This is a genomic window from Pseudomonas sp., assembly GCF_032058845.1.
Taxonomy (GTDB): Bacteria; Pseudomonadota; Gammaproteobacteria; order Pseudomonadales; family Pseudomonadaceae; genus Aquipseudomonas.
This window is the reverse complement of record NZ_DAMCCR010000035.1, coordinates 1-18,082: the sequence shown is the minus strand read 5'-3', so window position 1 is coordinate 18,082 and position 18,082 is coordinate 1. Positions and strand designations below refer to the sequence as shown.

Annotated in this window: 16 protein-coding genes; 4 read left to right on the top strand and 12 right to left on the bottom strand. The window is 62.9% G+C overall.

Annotated elements, in window-relative coordinates:
* Positions 1–24: 24 nt before the first annotated feature.
* The 7 genes from RT028_RS09120 to RT028_RS09090 all read right to left on the bottom strand — a co-directional run bounded on the left by RT028_RS09120 (position 25) and on the right by RT028_RS09090 (position 8,402).
* A complete protein-coding gene (locus RT028_RS09120) occupies positions 25–906 on the bottom strand; it encodes an ABC transporter permease subunit (protein ID WP_312934389.1) in 882 nt (293 codons plus the stop codon).
* Positions 903–1,823 (bottom strand): ABC transporter permease subunit, encoded by a 921-nt coding sequence (locus RT028_RS09115; RefSeq protein WP_312934388.1) that lies wholly within the window; start codon positions 1,821–1,823, stop codon positions 903–905. Before RT028_RS09115 ends, RT028_RS09120 begins: the two co-directional genes overlap by 4 nt.
* Complete coding sequence (gene potA, locus RT028_RS09110; protein ID WP_312934387.1) at positions 1,820–2,962, bottom strand: polyamine ABC transporter ATP-binding protein; 1,143 nt, start codon at positions 2,960–2,962, stop codon at positions 1,820–1,822. Before potA ends, RT028_RS09115 begins: the two co-directional genes overlap by 4 nt.
* A gap of 58 nt (positions 2,963–3,020) precedes the next feature.
* On the bottom strand, positions 3,021–4,115 hold the full coding sequence (locus RT028_RS09105; protein ID WP_312934386.1) for a polyamine ABC transporter substrate-binding protein: 1,095 nt from the start codon (positions 4,113–4,115) through the stop codon (positions 3,021–3,023).
* Between the two features lie 160 nt (positions 4,116–4,275).
* The gene (locus RT028_RS09100) at positions 4,276–5,373 is read right to left on the bottom strand and encodes a polyamine ABC transporter substrate-binding protein (protein WP_312934385.1); all 1,098 of its coding nucleotides are present in this window, start codon (positions 5,371–5,373) and stop codon (positions 4,276–4,278) included.
* A gap of 262 nt (positions 5,374–5,635) precedes the next feature.
* A complete protein-coding gene (locus tag RT028_RS09095) occupies positions 5,636–6,997 on the bottom strand; it encodes an aspartate aminotransferase family protein (protein ID WP_312934384.1) in 1,362 nt (453 codons plus the stop codon).
* A 46-nt stretch (positions 6,998–7,043) separates the two neighbouring features.
* Complete coding sequence (locus RT028_RS09090) at positions 7,044–8,402, bottom strand: glutamine synthetase family protein (RefSeq protein ID WP_312934383.1); 1,359 nt, start codon at positions 8,400–8,402, stop codon at positions 7,044–7,046.
* A 630-nt stretch (positions 8,403–9,032) separates the two neighbouring features.
* On the opposite strand from RT028_RS09090, the gene RT028_RS09085 reads away from it, so the two are divergent.
* On the top strand, positions 9,033–10,409 hold the full coding sequence (locus RT028_RS09085; RefSeq protein ID WP_312934382.1) for a glutamine synthetase family protein: 1,377 nt from the start codon (positions 9,033–9,035) through the stop codon (positions 10,407–10,409).
* Between the two features lie 263 nt (positions 10,410–10,672).
* Here the strand turns inward: RT028_RS09085 and argA are convergent, their stop codons facing one another.
* Positions 10,673–11,971: an amino-acid N-acetyltransferase gene (gene argA, locus RT028_RS09080; RefSeq protein WP_312934381.1), complete on the bottom strand. Its 1,299-nt coding sequence runs from the start codon at positions 11,969–11,971 to the stop codon at positions 10,673–10,675.
* Positions 11,972–12,095: 124 nt separating this feature from the next.
* A complete protein-coding gene (argE, locus tag RT028_RS09075) occupies positions 12,096–13,235 on the bottom strand; it encodes an acetylornithine deacetylase (RefSeq protein ID WP_312934380.1) in 1,140 nt (379 codons plus the stop codon).
* 147 nt (positions 13,236–13,382) lie between these two features.
* Here argE and RT028_RS09070 point away from each other — a divergent pair, with 147 nt between their 5' ends.
* Positions 13,383–14,783 (top strand): inorganic triphosphatase, encoded by a 1,401-nt coding sequence (locus RT028_RS09070; RefSeq protein ID WP_312934379.1) that lies wholly within the window; start codon positions 13,383–13,385, stop codon positions 14,781–14,783.
* On the opposite strand, the gene RT028_RS09065 is transcribed toward RT028_RS09070, so the two are convergent.
* Positions 14,772–15,242: an Lrp/AsnC family transcriptional regulator gene (locus RT028_RS09065; protein WP_312934378.1), complete on the bottom strand. Its 471-nt coding sequence runs from the start codon at positions 15,240–15,242 to the stop codon at positions 14,772–14,774. The two genes, RT028_RS09070 and RT028_RS09065, sit on opposite strands and share 12 nt — an antisense overlap.
* 124 nt (positions 15,243–15,366) lie before the next feature.
* Between RT028_RS09065 and RT028_RS09060 the strand changes: the two genes are divergently transcribed.
* Positions 15,367–15,678: a hypothetical protein gene (locus RT028_RS09060; RefSeq protein ID WP_312934377.1), complete on the top strand. Its 312-nt coding sequence runs from the start codon at positions 15,367–15,369 to the stop codon at positions 15,676–15,678.
* Between the two features lie 75 nt (positions 15,679–15,753).
* Complete coding sequence (locus tag RT028_RS09055; RefSeq protein WP_312934376.1) at positions 15,754–17,427, top strand: GspE/PulE family protein; 1,674 nt, start codon at positions 15,754–15,756, stop codon at positions 17,425–17,427.
* A 146-nt stretch (positions 17,428–17,573) separates the two neighbouring features.
* On the opposite strand, the gene RT028_RS09050 is transcribed toward RT028_RS09055, so the two are convergent.
* Positions 17,574–17,879 (bottom strand): gamma-butyrobetaine hydroxylase-like domain-containing protein, encoded by a 306-nt coding sequence (locus RT028_RS09050; RefSeq protein ID WP_312934375.1) that lies wholly within the window; start codon positions 17,877–17,879, stop codon positions 17,574–17,576.
* Positions 17,876–18,082, bottom strand: a 207-nt coding sequence (locus RT028_RS09045) for a HEAT repeat domain-containing protein (RefSeq protein WP_312934374.1), incomplete at its 5' end; no start/stop codon positions are given. The genes RT028_RS09050 and RT028_RS09045, both read right to left, overlap by 4 nt.

The following is an 18,082-nucleotide window of genomic DNA, read 5'->3' as shown; positions in this document are numbered from 1 at the left end:
GGATTGTCATGCCGGGCCATTGCCTCAGGAAAGGGCAGGCCGCTTGACCAGCGGCATACCCCCGCTACCAGCAGCCGCTTCCTCGATCGCCAGTTGCACCGCCTTGCGCCGACGCTCTTCCGCCCGGCGGCTGAAGTACCAGACGAAGAAGGTCACCAGCGACACCGACAGCAGGATCAGGCTCGCCACGGCGTTGATCTCGGGTTTCACACCCAGGCGCACTGCGGAGAACACTTCCATCGGCAAGGTGGTCGAGCCCGGCCCGGAAACGAAGCTGGCGAGTACCAGGTCATCCAGTGACAGGGCGAACGACATCATGCCGCCCGCCGCCAGCGAGGGCGCGATCATCGGGATGGTGATCAGGATGAACACCTTCCACGGCCGCGCACCCAGGTCCATGGCCGCCTCTTCGATCGACAGGTCCAGCTCACGCAGGCGTGCCGATACCACCACCGCCACATAGGCGGCGCAGAACGTGGTGTGGGCAATCCAGATGGTGGCAATGCCGCGCTCCTGGGGCCAGCCGATCATCTGCGCCATGGCCACGAACAGCAGCAACAGCGACAGACCGGTGATCACCTCGGGCATCACCAGCGGCGCGGTGACCAGGCCGCCGAACAGCGTGCGGCCCTTGAAGCGGGTGACCCGGGTCAGCACGAAGGCTGCCAGGGTACCCAGGGCCACGGCCGCCACTGCGGTGTACAGGGCGATTTCCAGCGAACGCATCACCGCGCTCATCAGTTGGGTGTTGTCGAGCAGGCCAACGTACCACTTCACCGACCAGCCGCCCCAGACCGTCACCAGCTTGGAGGCGTTGAACGAGTAGATGACCAGAATCACCATCGGCAGGTAGATGAACAGCAGGCCCAGTACCAGCATCAGCTTCGAGAAACCGAAACGTTTCATGCCCTGCCCTCCATTTCTCTTGCCTGGCTACGGTTGAACAGCAGAATCGGCACGATCAGGATCGCCAGCATCACTACCGCCAAGGCCGAAGCCACCGGCCAGTCGCGGTTGTTGAAGAACTCCTGCCACAGCACTTTGCCGATCATCAGGGTTTCCGGACCGCCGAGCAGTTCAGGGATGACGAACTCGCCCACCACCGGAATGAACACCAGCATGCAGCCGGCAATGATGCCGTTCTTCGACAGCGGCACGGTGATTTTCCAGAAGCTGTTGAAGGTGCTCGAACCCAGGTCGGAGGCCGCTTCCAGCAGGCTCTGATCATGTTTCACGAGGTTGGCGAAGAGCGGCAGGATCATGAATGGCAGGTACGAATAGACCACACCGATGTACACCGCCAGGTTGGTGTTGAGGATCTGCAGCGGCTGGTCGATCAGCCCCAGCCACATCAGGAAGCTGTTGAGCAGCCCGTTGTTGCTGAGGATGCCCATCCAGGCGTAGACGCGGATCAGGATCGCGGTCCAGGTCGGCATCATGATCAGCAGCAGCAGTACCGTCTGAATGTCCTTGCGCGCATTGGCGATGGCGTACGCCATCGGGTAGCCGATCAGCAGGCACAGCACGGTGCTGATCAACGCCACTTTCAGCGATCCGACATAGGCCGCCAGGTACAGCTCGTCTTCAGCGAGCAATCCATAGTTGGCCAGGTTCAGCACCAGCTGGATCTTGTCTTCGACGTAGCTGTAGATCTCGGTATAGGGCGGGATCGCCACGTCGGCTTCAGCGAAGCTGATCTTCAGGACGATGAAGAACGGCAGCATGAAGAACAGGAACAGCCACAGGAACGGCACACCGATCACGATGTGGCGGCCCTCCGGGGTCATGCGATGCAAGGCCCGTTTGATCTTTCGAATTTTCATGAGCGCAGTACCACGCCGCTGTCGTCTTCCCACCACACGAACACTTCGTCGTCCCAGGTCGGACGCGCGCCCTGGCGCTCGGCGTTGGCCACGAACGACTGGACGATCTTGCCGCTGGGCAGCTTGACGTAGAACACCGAGTGCCCGCCGAGGTAGGCGATGTCGTGGATCTTGCCGCGCGACCAGTTGTGCTCGAAGGTCGGCTGAGTGGTGGTGATCAGCAGTTTTTCGGGGCGCAAGGCATAGGTGATGGTCTTGTCTTCGACCGAGGTACTGACGCCGTGGCCGACGTAGATCGCGCGCTCCAGCTCAGGTGAGGCGATCAGCGCGTGGCCTTCGGCGTCGTCGACCACTTCACCGTCGAACAGGTTGACGTTGCCGATGAACTCGCATACCAGGCGGCTGGTAGGCGTCTCGTAGATGTCCACCGGCGAGCCGATCTGCGCGATCCAGCCCAGGTGCATGATGGCGATGCGCTGGGCCATGGTCATGGCCTCTTCCTGATCGTGGGTCACCATCACGCAGGTCACCCCGACCCGCTCGATGATTTCCACCAGCTCCAGCTGCATCTGCGAGCGCAGCTTCTTGTCCAGTGCACCCATCGGCTCATCGAGCAGCAGCAGCTTGGGCCGCTTGGCCAGCGAGCGTGCCAGGGCCACGCGCTGGCGCTGGCCACCGGAGAGCTGATGCGGCTTGCGCTTGGCGTATTGGGTCATGTGCACCAGCTTGAGCATCTCGGCCACACGGGCGTCGATCTCGGCCTTGGGCAGACGGTCCTGCTGCAGGCCGAAGGCGATGTTCTGCGCCACGGTCATGTGCGGGAACAGCGCGTAGGACTGGAACATCATGTTGATCGGCCGCTCATAGGGCGGCATGTCGGTGATGTCGACGCCATCGAGAAAAATCCGCCCTTCGGTAGGGCGCTCGAAACCGGCGAGCATGCGCAGCAAGGTCGACTTGCCGGAGCCGGAACCGCCGAGCAGGGCGAAGATCTCGCCCTTGCGGATTTCCAGCGACACATCGTCGACGGCGATCGTTTCGTCGAATTTTTTCGTCACCCGATCGATCTTGACCAGCACCTGCTTGGGCTGCTGGTCGCCTTCGAGGGCTTTCTTGTAGGCGCCGGAGGCGAGTGGCATGGATGGAGACTCCCAACAGGATGTGGCAGCCCGCCGTGTTGCCGGCGGGCGCGGATGATTACTTGCCCGACTTGACCTTGGTCCAGCTGCGGGTCATGAGGCGTTGCACCTTGGGGGGCAACTCGGCATTGACGAACATTTTGTCCAACACATCCTGTGCGGGGTAGACGGCGGGATCGGTGGCCACTGCCTGCTCCATCAGGGCCTTGGCCTTGAGGTTGGGGTTGGCGTAGCCCACATAGTCACTGACCTGGGCAATCACCTCGGGCTTGAGCAGGTAGTCGATCAAGGCATGGGCCTCTTTGACGTTGCGCGCATCCTTGGGGATGGCCAGCACGTCGAACCACAGGTTGCCGCCTTCCTTGGGGATGGCGTAGGCCAGCTTCACGCCCTTCTTGGCTTCTTCGGCGCGGGCCCTGGCCTGGAACACATCGCCGGAAAAGCCCGCCGCAACGCAGATATCGCCGTTGGCGAGATCGGTGATGTATTTCGAAGAATGGAAATAGGTCACGTACGGGCGCACGGCCAGCAGTTTCTTCTCGGCTGCTTGATAGTCCTTGGGGTTGCTGCTGTTGGGGTCCAGGCCCATGTAGTTGAGCACCGCCGGCAGCATTTCATCGGCCGAGTCCATGAACGCGACTCCGCATGTGGAGAGCTTCTTCATGTTTTCCGGCTCGAACAGCACGGCCCAGGAATCGATGGTGTCGACACCCAGCACAGCCTTGACCTTCTCGACGTTGTAGCCAATGCCGTTGGTGCCCCACAGATACGGCACGGCGTACTGGTTGCCAGGGTCGTTCTTTTCCAGGCGCTTCATCAGTGCCGGGTCAAGGTTGGCGTAGTTGGGCAGCAGGGAGCGGTCGAGCTTCTGGAACGCGCCCGCCTTGATCTGCTTGCCGAGGAAATGGTTGGACGGCACCACGACGTCGTAGCCGGTACGGCCCGCGAGCAGTTTGCCTTCCAGGGTTTCGTTGGAGTCGAACACGTCTTGCACCGGTTTGATGCCGGTCGCTTTCTCGAAGTCCGCCAGGGTAGTGGGCCCGATGTAGTCGGACCAGTTGTACAGGTGCACCGTGCCTGCCGCCTGGACGCTACAGGCCAGCGTCAGCCCTGCGCCCATCAGGGCGGCCTTGCGCAACATGGAAATAGCCAAGGAGGTGGTCCTCTCGAAGTGTGCAAAGGTCACGGCCAACGTATCCGCGCAGGCTAAACCGGCGCGCAACTTACCTGGGTAGGCTCGCTGCCGCAATGTTCATGCGCCTTGCTCACCGCTCGGGCCGGAGAAGCCCGGCCCAGAGGGTGTCCAGCAGGACTTATTTGCCTGACTTGATCTTGGTCCAGCTGCGAGTGATCTCGCGCAGGACTTTCTGGTCCTGGGCCTTGATCGCGTAAAGCTTGGCCGCCACATCAGCCGGCGGATAGATGCTCGGGTCGCCCGTGATGTCTTTGTCCACCAGCGGGGTGGCCGCCTTGTTGCCATTCGGGAAGCGTACGGCGTTGGTGATCTCGGCCATGATTTCCGGCTGCATCAGGAAGTTCATGAACTGATAGGCGGCGTCGACGTTTTCGGCATCTTTGGGAATGGCGACCATGTCGTAGAACGTACCGGCACCTTCCTTGGGAATGCTGTAGGCCAGCTTGACCTTGTCGCCGGCCTCATGGGCGCGGGACTTGGCCTGCTCCAGGTCACCGGAATAACCGACGGCCACGCAGATGTTGCCGTTGGCCAGGTCCGAGATGTACTTGGAGGAGTGGAAGTAGGCCACGGACGGGCGAATGCCCAGGAACAGGTCTTCAGCCGCTTTCAGGTCAGCCTTGGCACTGCTGTCGGCAGGCTTGCCCAGGTAGTGCAGCGCTGCCGGAATCATCTCGGTGGGTGCGTCGAGGAAGCTCACGCCGCAGCTCTTGAGCTTGGCCATGTTCTCGGGCTTGAACACCACGTCCCACGAATCGATCTTGTCGACGCCGAGCGCGGCTTTGACCTTCTCCGGGTTGTAGCCGATGCCGATCGAGCCCCACATGTACGGGAAGGCATGCTGGTTGCCGGCATCGCTGGCATCGCCCACGACCTTGAGCAGACCTTCGTCGAGGTTCTTCCAGTTCGGCAGCTTGGACTTGTCCAGTTCCAGATACACGCCGGCCTTGATCTGCTTGGCCAGGAAGTTGTTGGATGGCACGACCACGTCGTAACCGGATTTGCCCGCCAGCAACTTGGCTTCGAGGGTCTCGTTGCTGTCGAACACGTCGTAGACGACCTTGATACCGGTCTGTTTCTCGAACTTGGCCACGGTGTCTGTGGCGATGTAATCGGACCAGTTGTAGACGTGGACCACCTTGTTGTCTGCCGCGTAGGCAGTGGACATCGCCCCCGTCAGGGAAGCGGCCAGCAGCGTCTTGCCCAATTTCTTCATGCGTAATGCTCCAGAATTTTTTTGTCGAGACCATCGGTTCAACAGCAGGTCCCGCCTCACCAGGTAATGTCCGAAAAAACGCCATGCTTCCCTCGACGTGCACAATGCAATCGGTGAACGGTCATCACCGACTCGCACCGCGCAACGTCGTGGCTTAGCGACTTTTCCTACAAGTGCCTAGTCTGGCAAGTTAACAAGTGCGGTTTCAACTGAAGCTGGCCGACTCGGGCACTCAATATCACTTCACTAGCCTAGCAAAAGGCTACTGCAGCGCTTCCAGGGTCAGATCCAGGCACTTGCGGGCTTTCTCGACCAGCTCGTCCACCTCGGCATGGCTGATCACCAACGGCGGCGCGATGATCATGGTGTCGCCGACCGCGCGCATGATGAGCCCGTTTTCGAAGCAGAAGTTCCGACAGATCATGCCTGCCTCCTGGCCTTCGTAACGGCTGCGCGTGGCCTTGTCCTTGACCAGCTCGATGGCGCCGAGCAAGCCCACACCGCGAACCTCACCCACCAGCGGGTGGTCCTGCAGTTCACGCAAACGCTTTTGCAAATACGGTGCCGTCTCGACGCGCGCGGTGTCGATGATGTGCTCGTCGCGAAGAATGCGCAGGTTTTCCAGGCCCACGGCCGCCGCGACCGGGTGCCCGGAATACGTGAAACCGTGGTTGAAGTCGCCGCCTTCGCTGATCACCTTGGCCACTTCATTGCGCACGATCACCCCACCCATGGGGATGTAGCCGGAGGTCAGGCCCTTGGCGATGGTCATCAGGTCAGGTTGCAGGTCGTAGTAGTCCGAGCCGAACCACTCGCCGGTGCGTCCAAAGCCACAGATCACCTCGTCGGCCACGAAGAGGATGTCGTAGCGGGCGAGAATCTCCTTGATCTTCGGCCAGTAGGTATCGGGCGGGATGATCACGCCACCAGCGCCCTGGATCGGCTCGGCAATGAAGGCAGCGACGTTGTCTTCGCCGACTTCCAGAATCTTCTGTTCAAGCTGCTCGGCGGCCCAGGTGCCGAAGGCCTCAGGCGTCATGTCGCCACCCTCGCCGAACCAGTAGGGCTGCGGAATGTGCACGATACCGGGGATCGGCAAGCCGCCCTGGGCATGCATGCCGCTCATGCCGCCGAGGCTGGCACCGGCCACGGTGGAGCCGTGGTAGCCGTTGACCCGGCCGATCAGGGTCTGCTTGTGCGGCTTGCCCTTGAGCGCCCAGTAATGACGGACCATGCGCAGCACGGTGTCATTGCCTTCGGAGCCGGAACTGGTGAAGAACACATGCGTCATGCCCGCCGGCGCCACGTCGGTGATGGCCTTGGCCAGCTCCAGCGCAGGCGGATGGGCCGTCTGGAAGAACAGGTTGTAGTAGGGCAGCTCGCGCATCTGCTTCTCTGCGGCCTGCACCAGTTCCTCACGGCCGTAGCCCACCGCCACGCACCACAACCCGGCCATGCCGTCGAGAATCTGCCGGCCTTCGCTGTCCCACAAATGCACACCTTGGGCCTTGGTGATGATGCGCGGGCCCTTGGCCTTCAGCTGCTTGTAGTCGCTGAAAGGCGCCAGGTGATGCTCGCCGCTCAGGGCTTGCCATTCACGGGTTTGTGGGTTGACGACACTCATGTGCTTCTCCATTTGGCCAAGGGCCGCCGGGGCGGCCCAGGATTGATCAGACCGCGAACAGCAGGAACTCACGCTCCCAGGAACTGATGACGCGTTTGAAGTTTTCATGCTCGGCGCGCTTGGTGGCGACGTAGCCGGCGATGAATTTCTTGCCCAGGTACTGCTCCAGCGAGCGGCTGTTTTCCATGCGCTCGAGCGCGTCCTCGATGGTCAGCGGCAAACGCAGGTTGCGCCGCTCGTAACCACGGCCCACCACCGGGGCGCTGGCTTCGATGCCCTCGACCATGCCGATGTAGCCGCACAGCAGGCTGGCGGCGATGGCCAGGTACGGGTTGGCGTCGGCGCCGGGCAGGCGGTTTTCCACACGGCGGTTCTGCGCGGTGGCATCGGGCACCCGCAGGCCTACGGTGCGGTTCTCTTCGCCCCACTCGACGTTCACCGGTGCCGAGGTATCGGGCAGGAAGCGGCGGAACGAATTCACGTTGGGTGCGAACAACGGCAACGCTTCGGGGATGAACTTCTGCAGGCCGCCGATGTGGTTGAGGAACAGCGTGCTCATGCTGCCGTCTTCATTGACGAAGATGTTCTTGCCGGTGGCAACGTCGATGACGCTCTGGTGCAGGTGCATGGCACTGCCGGGCTCGCCGGTCATGGGCTTGGCCATGAAGGTGGCTGCCACGTTGTGCTTGAGCGCGGCCTCGCGCATGGTGCGCTTGAACACCAGGATCTGGTCGGCCAGGTGCAGCGCGTCGCCATGCCGGAAGTTGATTTCCATCTGCGCCGTGCCGTCTTCGTGGATCAGCGTGTCGAGGTCCAGCTCCTGCAACTCGCACCAGTCATAGACGTCTTCGAACAAGGGGTCGAATTCGTTGGCGGCTTCGATGGAAAACGACTGGCGCCCCGTTTCAGGGCGGCCCGAGCGGCCTACCGGCGGCTGCAGCGGGAAGTCCGGGTCTTCGGCGCGCTTGGTCAGGTAGAACTCCATCTCCGGCGCCACGATGGGCTGCCAGCCCTTGTCGGCATAGAGCTTGAGCACCTTTTTCAGCACGTTGCGCGGCGACAGCTCGATCGGATTGCCTTTCTTGTCGTAGGTGTCGTGGATCACCTGGGCGGTCGGCTCGATGGCCCAGGGCACGAGGAACACGGCGTTCTCGTCTGGCCGGCAGATCATGTCGATGTCGGCAGGGTCGAGCAGCTGGTAATAGATGTCGTCGTCCACGTAGTCGCCGGTCACGGTCTGCAGCAACACACTCTCCGGCAGACGCATGCCCTTTTCGGCGATGAACTTGTTGGTCGGCGAGATCTTGCCGCGGGTGATACCGGTCAGGTCGCTGATCAGGCATTCAACTTCGGTGATCTTGTGTTCTTTCAACCAATCGGTGAGCTGGTCGAGGTTGTTACTCATAAATACCTCAGGTGATGGGAAACCTGGCAAAGGTGCGCGGGACGGAGGACAGGCGATGCTCGGCGTTGGCCGACACGGCGCATCAGCCCCCCTGGAGATGCCCACGTCTTGATTCTGGCTGCACTGTATGTCTAAAGCAAAACAGCCCGCGTGATCCTTGCGCGTGCACGAGGCGCGAAGGCCGGGCAGAGGGCCGATCAGGACCGTTGACACAGGAGCAAGGGCGCACAGCGTCAACTATTGTGGTCAGCGTGGCGAAGGGAGGAGATAGCTTGGCAGGCGTGCCGGAGCCTGCACGCGGGCCCACTGATAGCAACGTGCTAGCGGTCTTTTCAGGTCGACATGAGCGGACCATGACACCCTCGTATTGTTCTGTTCTGGGTGAATCCGAGCTTAGCCATGTCCATTTTTTTATACAACCACCCCGTAAAAAATAAAATACGGCTGCGGCGCTGTATCCGTTTACGACTAGAATGGCGGATAATGCCAAGCCCCAATTTGCAGCAAATCTGCCGTAGATGAGCCATTTCAGGGCATCAAGGGGCTAACTTGACTTGGCAAACGCTTTCCGATTGACTGAGTTGGCAAGCCCCCCTTGATTGATATTTTTAACAACAAAGGTGTTGCATCATGTCGGTACCCCCGCGTGCCGTTCAGCTTAACGAAGCGAACGCGTTCCTTAAGGAACATCCTGAGGTTCTCTACGTTGACCTTCTGATTGCAGATATGAATGGTGTGGTGCGCGGCAAGCGCATTGAGCGCACCAGCCTCCACAAGGTTTACGAGAAAGGCATCAATCTGCCGGCCTCCCTCTTCGCCCTCGACATCAACGGCTCGACCGTCGAAAGCACGGGGCTCGGTCTGGACATCGGCGATGCCGACCGCATCTGCTATCCGATCCCTGACACCCTCTCCAACGAGCCTTGGCAGAAGCGCCCGACTGCGCAACTGCTGATGACCATGCACGAAATCGAAGGCGAGCCGTTCTTCGCCGACCCGCGTGAAGTGCTGCGCCAGGTGGTGAGCAAGTTCACCGACATGGGCCTGACCATTTGCGCCGCGTTCGAGCTGGAGTTCTACCTGATCGACCAGGAGAACGTGAACGGCCGTCCGCAGCCGCCGCGCTCGCCGATCTCGGGCAAACGTCCGCAATCGACCCAGGTGTACCTGATCGATGACCTCGACGAGTATGCCGACTGCCTGCAGGACATCCTCGAAGGCGCCAAGGAACAAGGTATTCCAGCGGACGCCATCGTCAAGGAAAGTGCTCCGGCGCAGTTCGAAGTCAACCTGCACCACGTGCCGGATGCGCTCAAGGCCTGCGATTACGCGGTGCTGCTCAAGCGCCTGATCAAGAACATCGCCTACGACCATGAGATGGACACCACCTTCATGGCCAAGCCTTATCCAGGCCAGGCGGGCAATGGTCTGCACGTGCACATTTCGATCCTGGATAAAGACGGCAACAACATCTTTACCAGCGAGGATCCCGAGCAGAACGCCGCACTGCGTCACGCGATCGGCGGTGTGCTCGAGACCCTGCCCGCATCCATGGCCTTCCTCTGCCCGAATGTGAACTCGTACCGCCGCTTCGGCGCACAGTTCTACGTGCCCAATGCACCGAGCTGGGGCCTGGACAACCGTACCGTGGCCCTGCGCGTACCGACCGGTTCAGCAGACGCCGTGCGCATCGAGCACCGCGTCGCCGGCGCCGACGCCAACCCGTACCTGATGATGGCCGCCGTGCTGGCCGGTGTGCACCACGGTCTGACCAACAAGATCGAACCGGGCACGCCGATCGAAGGCAACTCGTACGAGCAACTCGAGCAGAGCCTGCCAAACAACCTGCGCGACGCCCTGCGCGAGTTGGACGACAGCGAAATCCTCAACAAGTACATCGACCCGAAGTACATCGACATCTTCGTTGCCTGCAAGGAAAGCGAGCTGGAGGAGTTCGAGCACTCCATTTCCGACCTTGAGTACAACTGGTATCTGCATACGGTCTGAAACAACTGAAAACGCCGCCCCCTGGGGCGCAACGCTGTTCATTTAAGCTGAATCGATCACCTGGGGCTGCTCTGCAGCCCATCGCGGCTCAAGCCGCTCCCACAGGGAATAGGCGTCCAACCTGTGGGAGCGACTTCAGTCGCGATGGGCCGCAAGGCGGCCCTGGTCGCTCAAGTGAACAGCGTTACGCTCGTGGGCCGGCGTTTTCAAATCAGCGGTGGTAAGGGTACTGTTGGCAGATCACGTTCGCTGCGGCATACCCATCAGATCGACTTCTCAAAAATCTTCGAATTACGCTGATAGTTGTACAGCGACGCCCGCGCCGCCGGCAGACGCTCCACACCGCTAGGCGCGAAGCCGCGTTCGCGGAACCAGTGCGCGGTGCGGGTGGTGAGCACGAATAGCGTATTGATGCCCTGCTGCCGCGCGCGCTGCTCGATGCGCTCGAGCAGGTCGTCACCACGACCGCCGTGGCGGTACTCCGGGTTGACCGCCAGGCACGCCAGCTCGCCGGCCTGGGAATCGACGATCGGATACAGGGCCGCGCAGGCGATGATCATGCCTTCGCGCTCGACCACGCTGAACTGCTCGATCTCACGCTCCAGCACCTCGCGCGAGCGGCGCACCAGAATGCCTTGTTCTTCCAGCGGGCTGATCAGGTCGAGCAGGCCGCCGACGTCGTCGATGGTCGCTTCGCGGACGATCTCGAACTGTTCCTGAGCGACCAGCGTGCCGCTGCCGTCACGGGTGAACAGTTCGGTCAGCAGCGCGCCATTGTCGACGTAGCTGACGATATGGCTGCGCTCCACGCCGCCCTTGCACGCCTCGCCTGCCGCATCGAGCAGCTCGCCCTGGTAGTCGCTGCCCAGCCGCGCCAGGTGCTGAGGAATCTGCTGCGGGCGCAGCTCACGGACCAGTTTGCCTTGCTCGTCCAGCAGGCCGGGCTCGGCGCCGAACAGCAGCAGCTTGTCGGCACCCAGATCGATGGCAGCGCGGGTGGCGACGTCTTCGCAGGCCAGGTTGAAGATCTCTCCGGTGGGCGAATAGCCCAGCGACGACAGCAGCACGATGGAACGCTCGTCGAGCAGCCGGCCGATGCCTTTGCGGTCGATGCGGCGCACTTCGCCGGTGTGCACGTAGTCCACCCCTTCCAGCACGCCGATCGGCCGCGCCGTGACCAGGTTGCCGCCGGCCACTCGCAGCCGCGAGCCCTGCATGGGCGAGGCGGCGATGTCCATCGACAAGCGCGCTTCGATGGCCAGGCGCAAGGCCCCCACGGCCTCGATCACACATTCCAGGGTGGGCGCATCGGTGATGCGCAGGCCGTGGTGGTAACGCGGTTCCAGACCCCGTGCAGCCAGGCGGCTTTCGATCTGCGGCCGCGAACCGTGCACCAGCACCAGGCGCACGCCCAGGCTGTGCAGCAGGACCAGGTCGTGGACGATGTTGCCGAAATTGGGATGGGCAACGCCCTCACCGGGCAGCATCACCACGAAGGTGCAGTCGCGGTGGGCATTGATGTAGGGCGAAGCATGGCGCAACCAATTGACGTATTCGGGCATGACGGGGCCTGTGGATAGGTGGACGGAGAACGGCGAAACGGACAGCGTTCAAGATCATCGTCGGAACAGGCTTGCGGTCACGCGTACGCTCCTCATTGGCAGGACGAAACGGAGTAAAGGACGTTTACAGGCAGTAATGTTTGATCAGGTCTCGCAATAGACGCACCGTGGGCTCCAAGCGTGACATTTCCAGGTATTCGCCAGGCTGGTGGGCGCAGCGGATATCGCCCGGGCCGAGCACGATGGTCTCGCAGCCCAATTGCTGAAGGTACGGTGCCTCGGTGCCGAAGGCCACTGCCTCGGCGCTGTGCCCGGTCAGGCGTTCGGCGAGCCTGACCAGTTCGGTGTCGGCAGCCTGCTCGAACGGCGGTACTTCCGGGAACAGCGGCGCATAGTCGATCTGCACTTCGTGGCGTTCGGCCAGGGGCCGCAGCTTGGCCTCGATGGCCGCGCGCAACTGCTCGACGTCCATGCCCGGCAAGGGGCGCAGGTCGAACTCCAGGGCGCATTGGCCGCAGATACGGTTGGGGTTGTCGCCGCCGTGAATGCAGCCGAAGTTCATCGTCGGGGTGGGGACGGAAAACTGCGGGTTGCTGTACTGGGCTTGCCACTGCTGACGCAGGCCGATCAGTTCACCCATCACCGCGTGCATGGCTTCGAGCGCACTGTGGCCCAGGCTCGGGTCTGACGAATGGCCGCTGCGACCGAGAATGTCGATACGGTCCATGAGAATGCCCTTGTGCATGCGAATCGGCTTGAGCCCGGTGGGCTCGCCGATCACCGCGGCACGCCCCAGCGGCTGCCCGGTTTCGGCCAGGGCCCGCGCGCCAGACATCGAGCTTTCTTCATCACAGGTGGCCAGGATCAGCAGCGGCTGCTTGAAATCGTGCGCCAGCAACGGCTGCACCGCTTCGATCACCAGGGCGAAGAAGCCTTTCATGTCACAGCTGCCCAGGCCGATCCAACGGCCGTCCTGCTCGGTCAGTTTGAGCGGGTCGGTGCGCCACAGCTGCTCATCGAACGGCACCGTATCGCTGTGTCCGGCCAGTACCAGCCCGCCAGGGCCGCTACCGCGACTGGCCAGCAGGTTGAACTTGCCGGGGGTGACCTGCTGGATTTCGCAGCGAAAGCCCAGGTCGCCCAGCCAACCGGCAAGCAGGTCGATGACCTGACGGTTGGACTGGTCCAACGCGGCTTGGGTACAGCTCACCGAAGGCGCGGCGATCAGCGCAGCGAACTGGTCTTTCAACGATGGCAGCGGCATGCGCGGTCTCCTCTGAATCAGGGTCCATCATAACAATGCGCGCCGGTCAAAAGGCAAGGCTACCCGGCTTGACGACGGCCCGGCGCAGCGGTAGGCGCCCGACTCCTGTAGACTGCCGAACATCCACGCCCCTGCTTCGAGCCCGTGATGCACATAGAAACCGAACTCAAACTTCGCGCCAGCCGCGAGACCCTTGCCGCGCTGCGCGAGCACCCGCTGCTGAAAAAGCGCAACAAGTCCGGTTGGCAGACCCGTGAGCTGTCCAACCAGTATTTCGACACGCCCGAGGGTGATCTGTCGGCCGCCCAGGTCGCGCTGCGCTTGCGCCGCGATGGCGAGGTCATCATTCAGACCCTCAAGTGCCGCGGCCGCAGCGTCGCCGGGCTGTCCGAGCGCAATGAGTTCGAGTGGCAACTGGAAAAACCCAAGCTGGACCTGAAAAAGCTCGACGCCACGTGCTGGCCCGAAGCGCTGGCCGAGCTCGACAAGAAAACCATCAAGCCGCTGTTCACCACTGATTTCACCCGCGAGTACGCGGAAATCGCCTGGGGCCGTGGCAAGGCCAAGGTGGTGATCGAGGTGGCACTCGACCAGGGCTGGGTCGTGGCCGGCAAGCAGAAAGAAGACATCTGCGAAGTCGAGCTGGAGCTGCGCGAAGGCACGCCCGAGGCGCTGATGGAACTGGCCAGCGAGCTGTCCGCCACCCTGGCTCTGATGCCCTGCGACATCAGCAAGGCCGAGCGCGGCTACCGCCTGCTCGACCCGGCCAGCTACGACCTGAACCTGCCCGGCACCGAGCTGGAGCCGACCATGGCCCTGGACGACGCCTTCACCGCGCTGGCCTGGCAACTGCTGGGCAGCAGCCAGCGCCTGGCCGAGCAGTATCGCCACAATGGCCACTGGGGCTTGTTGCAAGACTGGGTCAAGGCCTTGTCCGAGCTGCGCGCCCTGGTCAGCAGCCTTGGGCAGGCGGCACCGCGCGCCACCTCCCGCGACCTGCGCAGCAGCCTCGATGCACTGCTCGAAGACTGGCGCCCGCTGGTGCAGGCCGGCAACGATGACGAAGACATCCGCCGCGCTGCGCCCGAGCAATTTGCCGAAGAGCTGCAGGACCCGCGTTGGGGCCAGTTCTCGCTGAACACCTCGCGCTGGCTGCTGGCCCGCGCCTGGACCCTCGAGCGCAACAACCGTGGTGAGCGCCAGGGCAAGGCGCAGCTGGCCAGCTGGCTGATGCACCTGCTGGGCGAAGAGGGCCGTGACTTGCAGTTGTCGCTCTATGTTCAGCGCCCTGAAGACCTGGGCGAACAGCTGCCGCGCATCGAGCGTATACAAAGCTGGTTGCACCATGCGCGCCAGGTGCTCGAAGCACCGCAACTCGATCGCCTTTATGGTGACCTGAACAAGCTGCAGCAGCTGGCCGAGCAGCCCTTGGGCGACGAAGAAGCCGAAGTGCGCGAGCAACTGCTCGAGAACCGCATCGAGCAGGCACGTGCGGTCGATCAGAGCCGCGGCTGGAAATACCTGCTCAAGCCGGCTTCATCGCGCTAATGGCAGGCAGGTGGTGGACTTGATCTCCGACAGTGCGACGATCGAGTTCACCTCCTGGATTCCCGGAACGTTCGACAGCTTCTCGAAGAAGAAGCGCTCGTAGGCTTCGATGTCCGAGGTCACGATGCGCAACAGAAAGTCCACTGCGCCCATCAGCACGTAGCATTCCAGCACTTCCGGAAATCCGCGAATGGCGTCAGTGAATTCGGTGAAGTTCGAACGCCCGTGGGCGTTGAGTTTCACCTCGGCGAAGATCTGCGTGTTCAGCCCCACCTTCTTGCGGTCCAGCAGGGTCACCTGCGCGCGGATCACACCCTCGTCTTTCAAGCGTTGAATCCTGCGCCAGCACGGTGACTGCGACAGGCCTACGCGCTCGGCCACCTGGGCGCTGGACAGCGATGCATCGTCTTGCAGCACCTCGAGAATGCGGCGGTCGTAGGCATCGAGCGAGTTGTGCATGAACAAGTCCTTATCCGTTGATCCTTGAATGGATCAATCTTCAATGAGGTGAAATTTGGGTGATCATAGCGAAATAATCGCACTGCGTGAGTGCCAGAATGTTTCGGTCTTCCGGAGGCCCGCCATGAACGCACTTGCCCAACTCGATGCCCCGCTTCGCCCTGAAACCCTCCCCCCTGCCAATGCGCTCGTGCACGTGAGTTACGCCGTGCAGGTCGAGGCCGAGCCCGACAGCCTGTGCCGCATCCTCAACCTGTTCGCCTTGCAGTCGTTGATGCCGCATGCCGTTCAGGCGACCCAACTGGACGACCTGCTCGCCGTGCGCATCGAGCTGGGCGGGGTGAGCTGGGCGCGCGCCGAGTTGATCGCGCTAAAGATGCGCAACCTGATCTGCGTGGCGCAGGTCAGCCTGCAAGGCCCTGGCAAGATTCTGTAACCCCGTGGCACGGCGGCGCTAACCGACAGTGGCTACCCTTGGCCGACTTCTCCCCTCGGCAAGGATGCCCTCGCGATGTTCGCCGCCCCCGATCACTCCCTCGACCTCAACCGCCTGCTCGACGCACTGCTCGCCGACCAGCGTCTCTCGGCCAGCACCGCGCTGGCCGTGCTCGATTGCGCCAAGGCCCGGCCCGACGCCCATCCACTGGAACTGGTCGCCAGCCAACCCGTGGACGCTGCCGAGCCTGCACAGGACCTCGACAGCCTCTGCCAATGGCTGGCGGCCAAGGTCGGCCAGCCCTACCTGCACCTGGACCCATTGCAACTCGACCTGAGCCACAGCGCCAGCCTGATCTCAGCGGCTTTTGCCCAGCGCCACGGCATTCTGCCCATCGCCGTGGACGCTGCCGGCATCACCGTGGCCAGTGCCCAGCCCTACCAATGTGAGTGGGAGGTGGACCTGCGGCGCAGCCTGGGCCGGCCCATCCACCGGGTAATGGCCAACCCGAAGCTGATCCGCCAGATCAGCCAGGCGGCCTTCGAGCTGGCGCAGCAGGTCGCCGGGGCCAGCCACCAGCACAGCGCCGGCCTGGAGCAGCTGGAGCAATTGCTGGCGCCCAGCCGGCGCGCCGAGCAATCACGCGCCGATGACGCGCACATCGTCACCCTGGTCGACTGGATGCTGCAGTACGCCCTCGAGCAGCGCGCCAGCGATATCCACCTGGAGCCGCGGCGTGAGCAGGGCCAGTTGCGCTATCGCATCGACGGGCTGCTGCACCCGATCTACGCTTTTCCCGCCAGCGTGACCTTGGCCGTGACCAGCCGCCTCAAGCACCTCGGCCGGATGAACGTGGCGGAGAAGCGCAGGCCGCAGGATGGCCGCCTGCAGCATCGCCTGCCGAGTGGGCATGACATCGAACTGCGGCTGTCCAGCCTGCCCACCCCGTTCGGCGAAAAGCTGGTATTGCGCCTGTTCGACCCATTGCAGTTGCAGCAGGATTTTGCCCGCCTGGGCCTGGCTGGCGAGGTCCTGCAGCGCTGGGAGCAGTTGTTGGCGCAGCGCCAGGGCATCATTCTGGTCACCGGCCCCACGGGTTCTGGCAAGACGCAAACGCTCTATGCCAGCCTCGAGCGGCTCGCCTCGCCGCAGGTCAACCTGTGCACCATCGAAGACCCCATCGAGCGTCTGCACCCGGCCATCAACCAGCTGCAGGTCCAGGCAGGCCTGGACCTGGGTTTTGCCAGCGGCGTGCGTGCGCTGCTGCGCCAGGATCCAGACGTGATCATGATTGGTGAAATCCGCGACCAGGAAACCGCGCAGGTGGCGATCCAGGCGGCGCTGACCGGCCATCTGGTGCTGTCGACGCTGCACACCAATGATGCATGCAGCGCCATCACTCGCTTGCAAGAATTGGGCGTGGCCGATTACCTGATCAAGGCGACCTTGGTGGGGGTGATGGCGCAACGCCTGGTGCGCACGCTGTGCCGCCAGTGCCGGAACCAGCCTCAGCCGGGCAGCAGCGTCTGCCCGCTGTGCCGCAACACGCGCTATCACGGCCGTACCGGGCTGTTCGAGCTGCTGGTGATGAGCGATACGCTGCGCCAGCAGATCGACACTGGCGCAGACCTGCAGCGCCTGCGCCGGCAGGCGGCAGCCGAGGGGTTGCGGACCTTGCGACAGTGCGGCGACGATCACGTCGCAGCGGGGACGACCACGGAACAGGAAGTGCTGCGGGTGTGCGCCTGAGGTGATCGGTGACGCAGCATCGCCTGGGTACCTGGCAGCCGTCGAAGGCCAAGGGCCAGCCATGGCTGTGAACGGCCACGGCGCTTTCGGCAGTGCTTACCCATGCTGCCGGCAGGCGAGCGAGGCTGGGCACTCTTGCCTGAGCCTCACGCCTGACCGGCCTCTGCATCCAGCGTTTCCGGCAGCCCATGCAGGTAGGTCCAGGGATAAATGCCACGGTCGTGGCCATCACTGAAGATCATCTGCACCCCATACCCCTGCAGCTCGAGGCGCTCCAGGCGTACCCCGCCCGGTACCACAGCAGCCCGCCCGCGCAGCCGGGCCGCGCGGCATTGCGAGCAGGGGCAGGCCTGACGCAGCTGGGCATGACTGAGCACGTGTGGGCGGTCCCACTCGATGACCAGCCAGCCTTCGTCGCGTGCATTGCGCAGCGCCCTGGGTACCAGATTCACGATCCGTCCTCCAGCTGAAGCAAGGCAATCCGCACCGCCTTGCGCACCTCCGGATCGCCGTCGGGCTCAGCGGCGCGCAGCGCAGGCAGCGCTCGCATGTCACCCAACTCACCCAACGCCAGCGCCGCCTCCTTGCGCAGGTTGGCGATGCTGTGGCTCAGCAGGGCCGCCAACCCATCGAGGGCCGGCCCATGGCGCAAGCG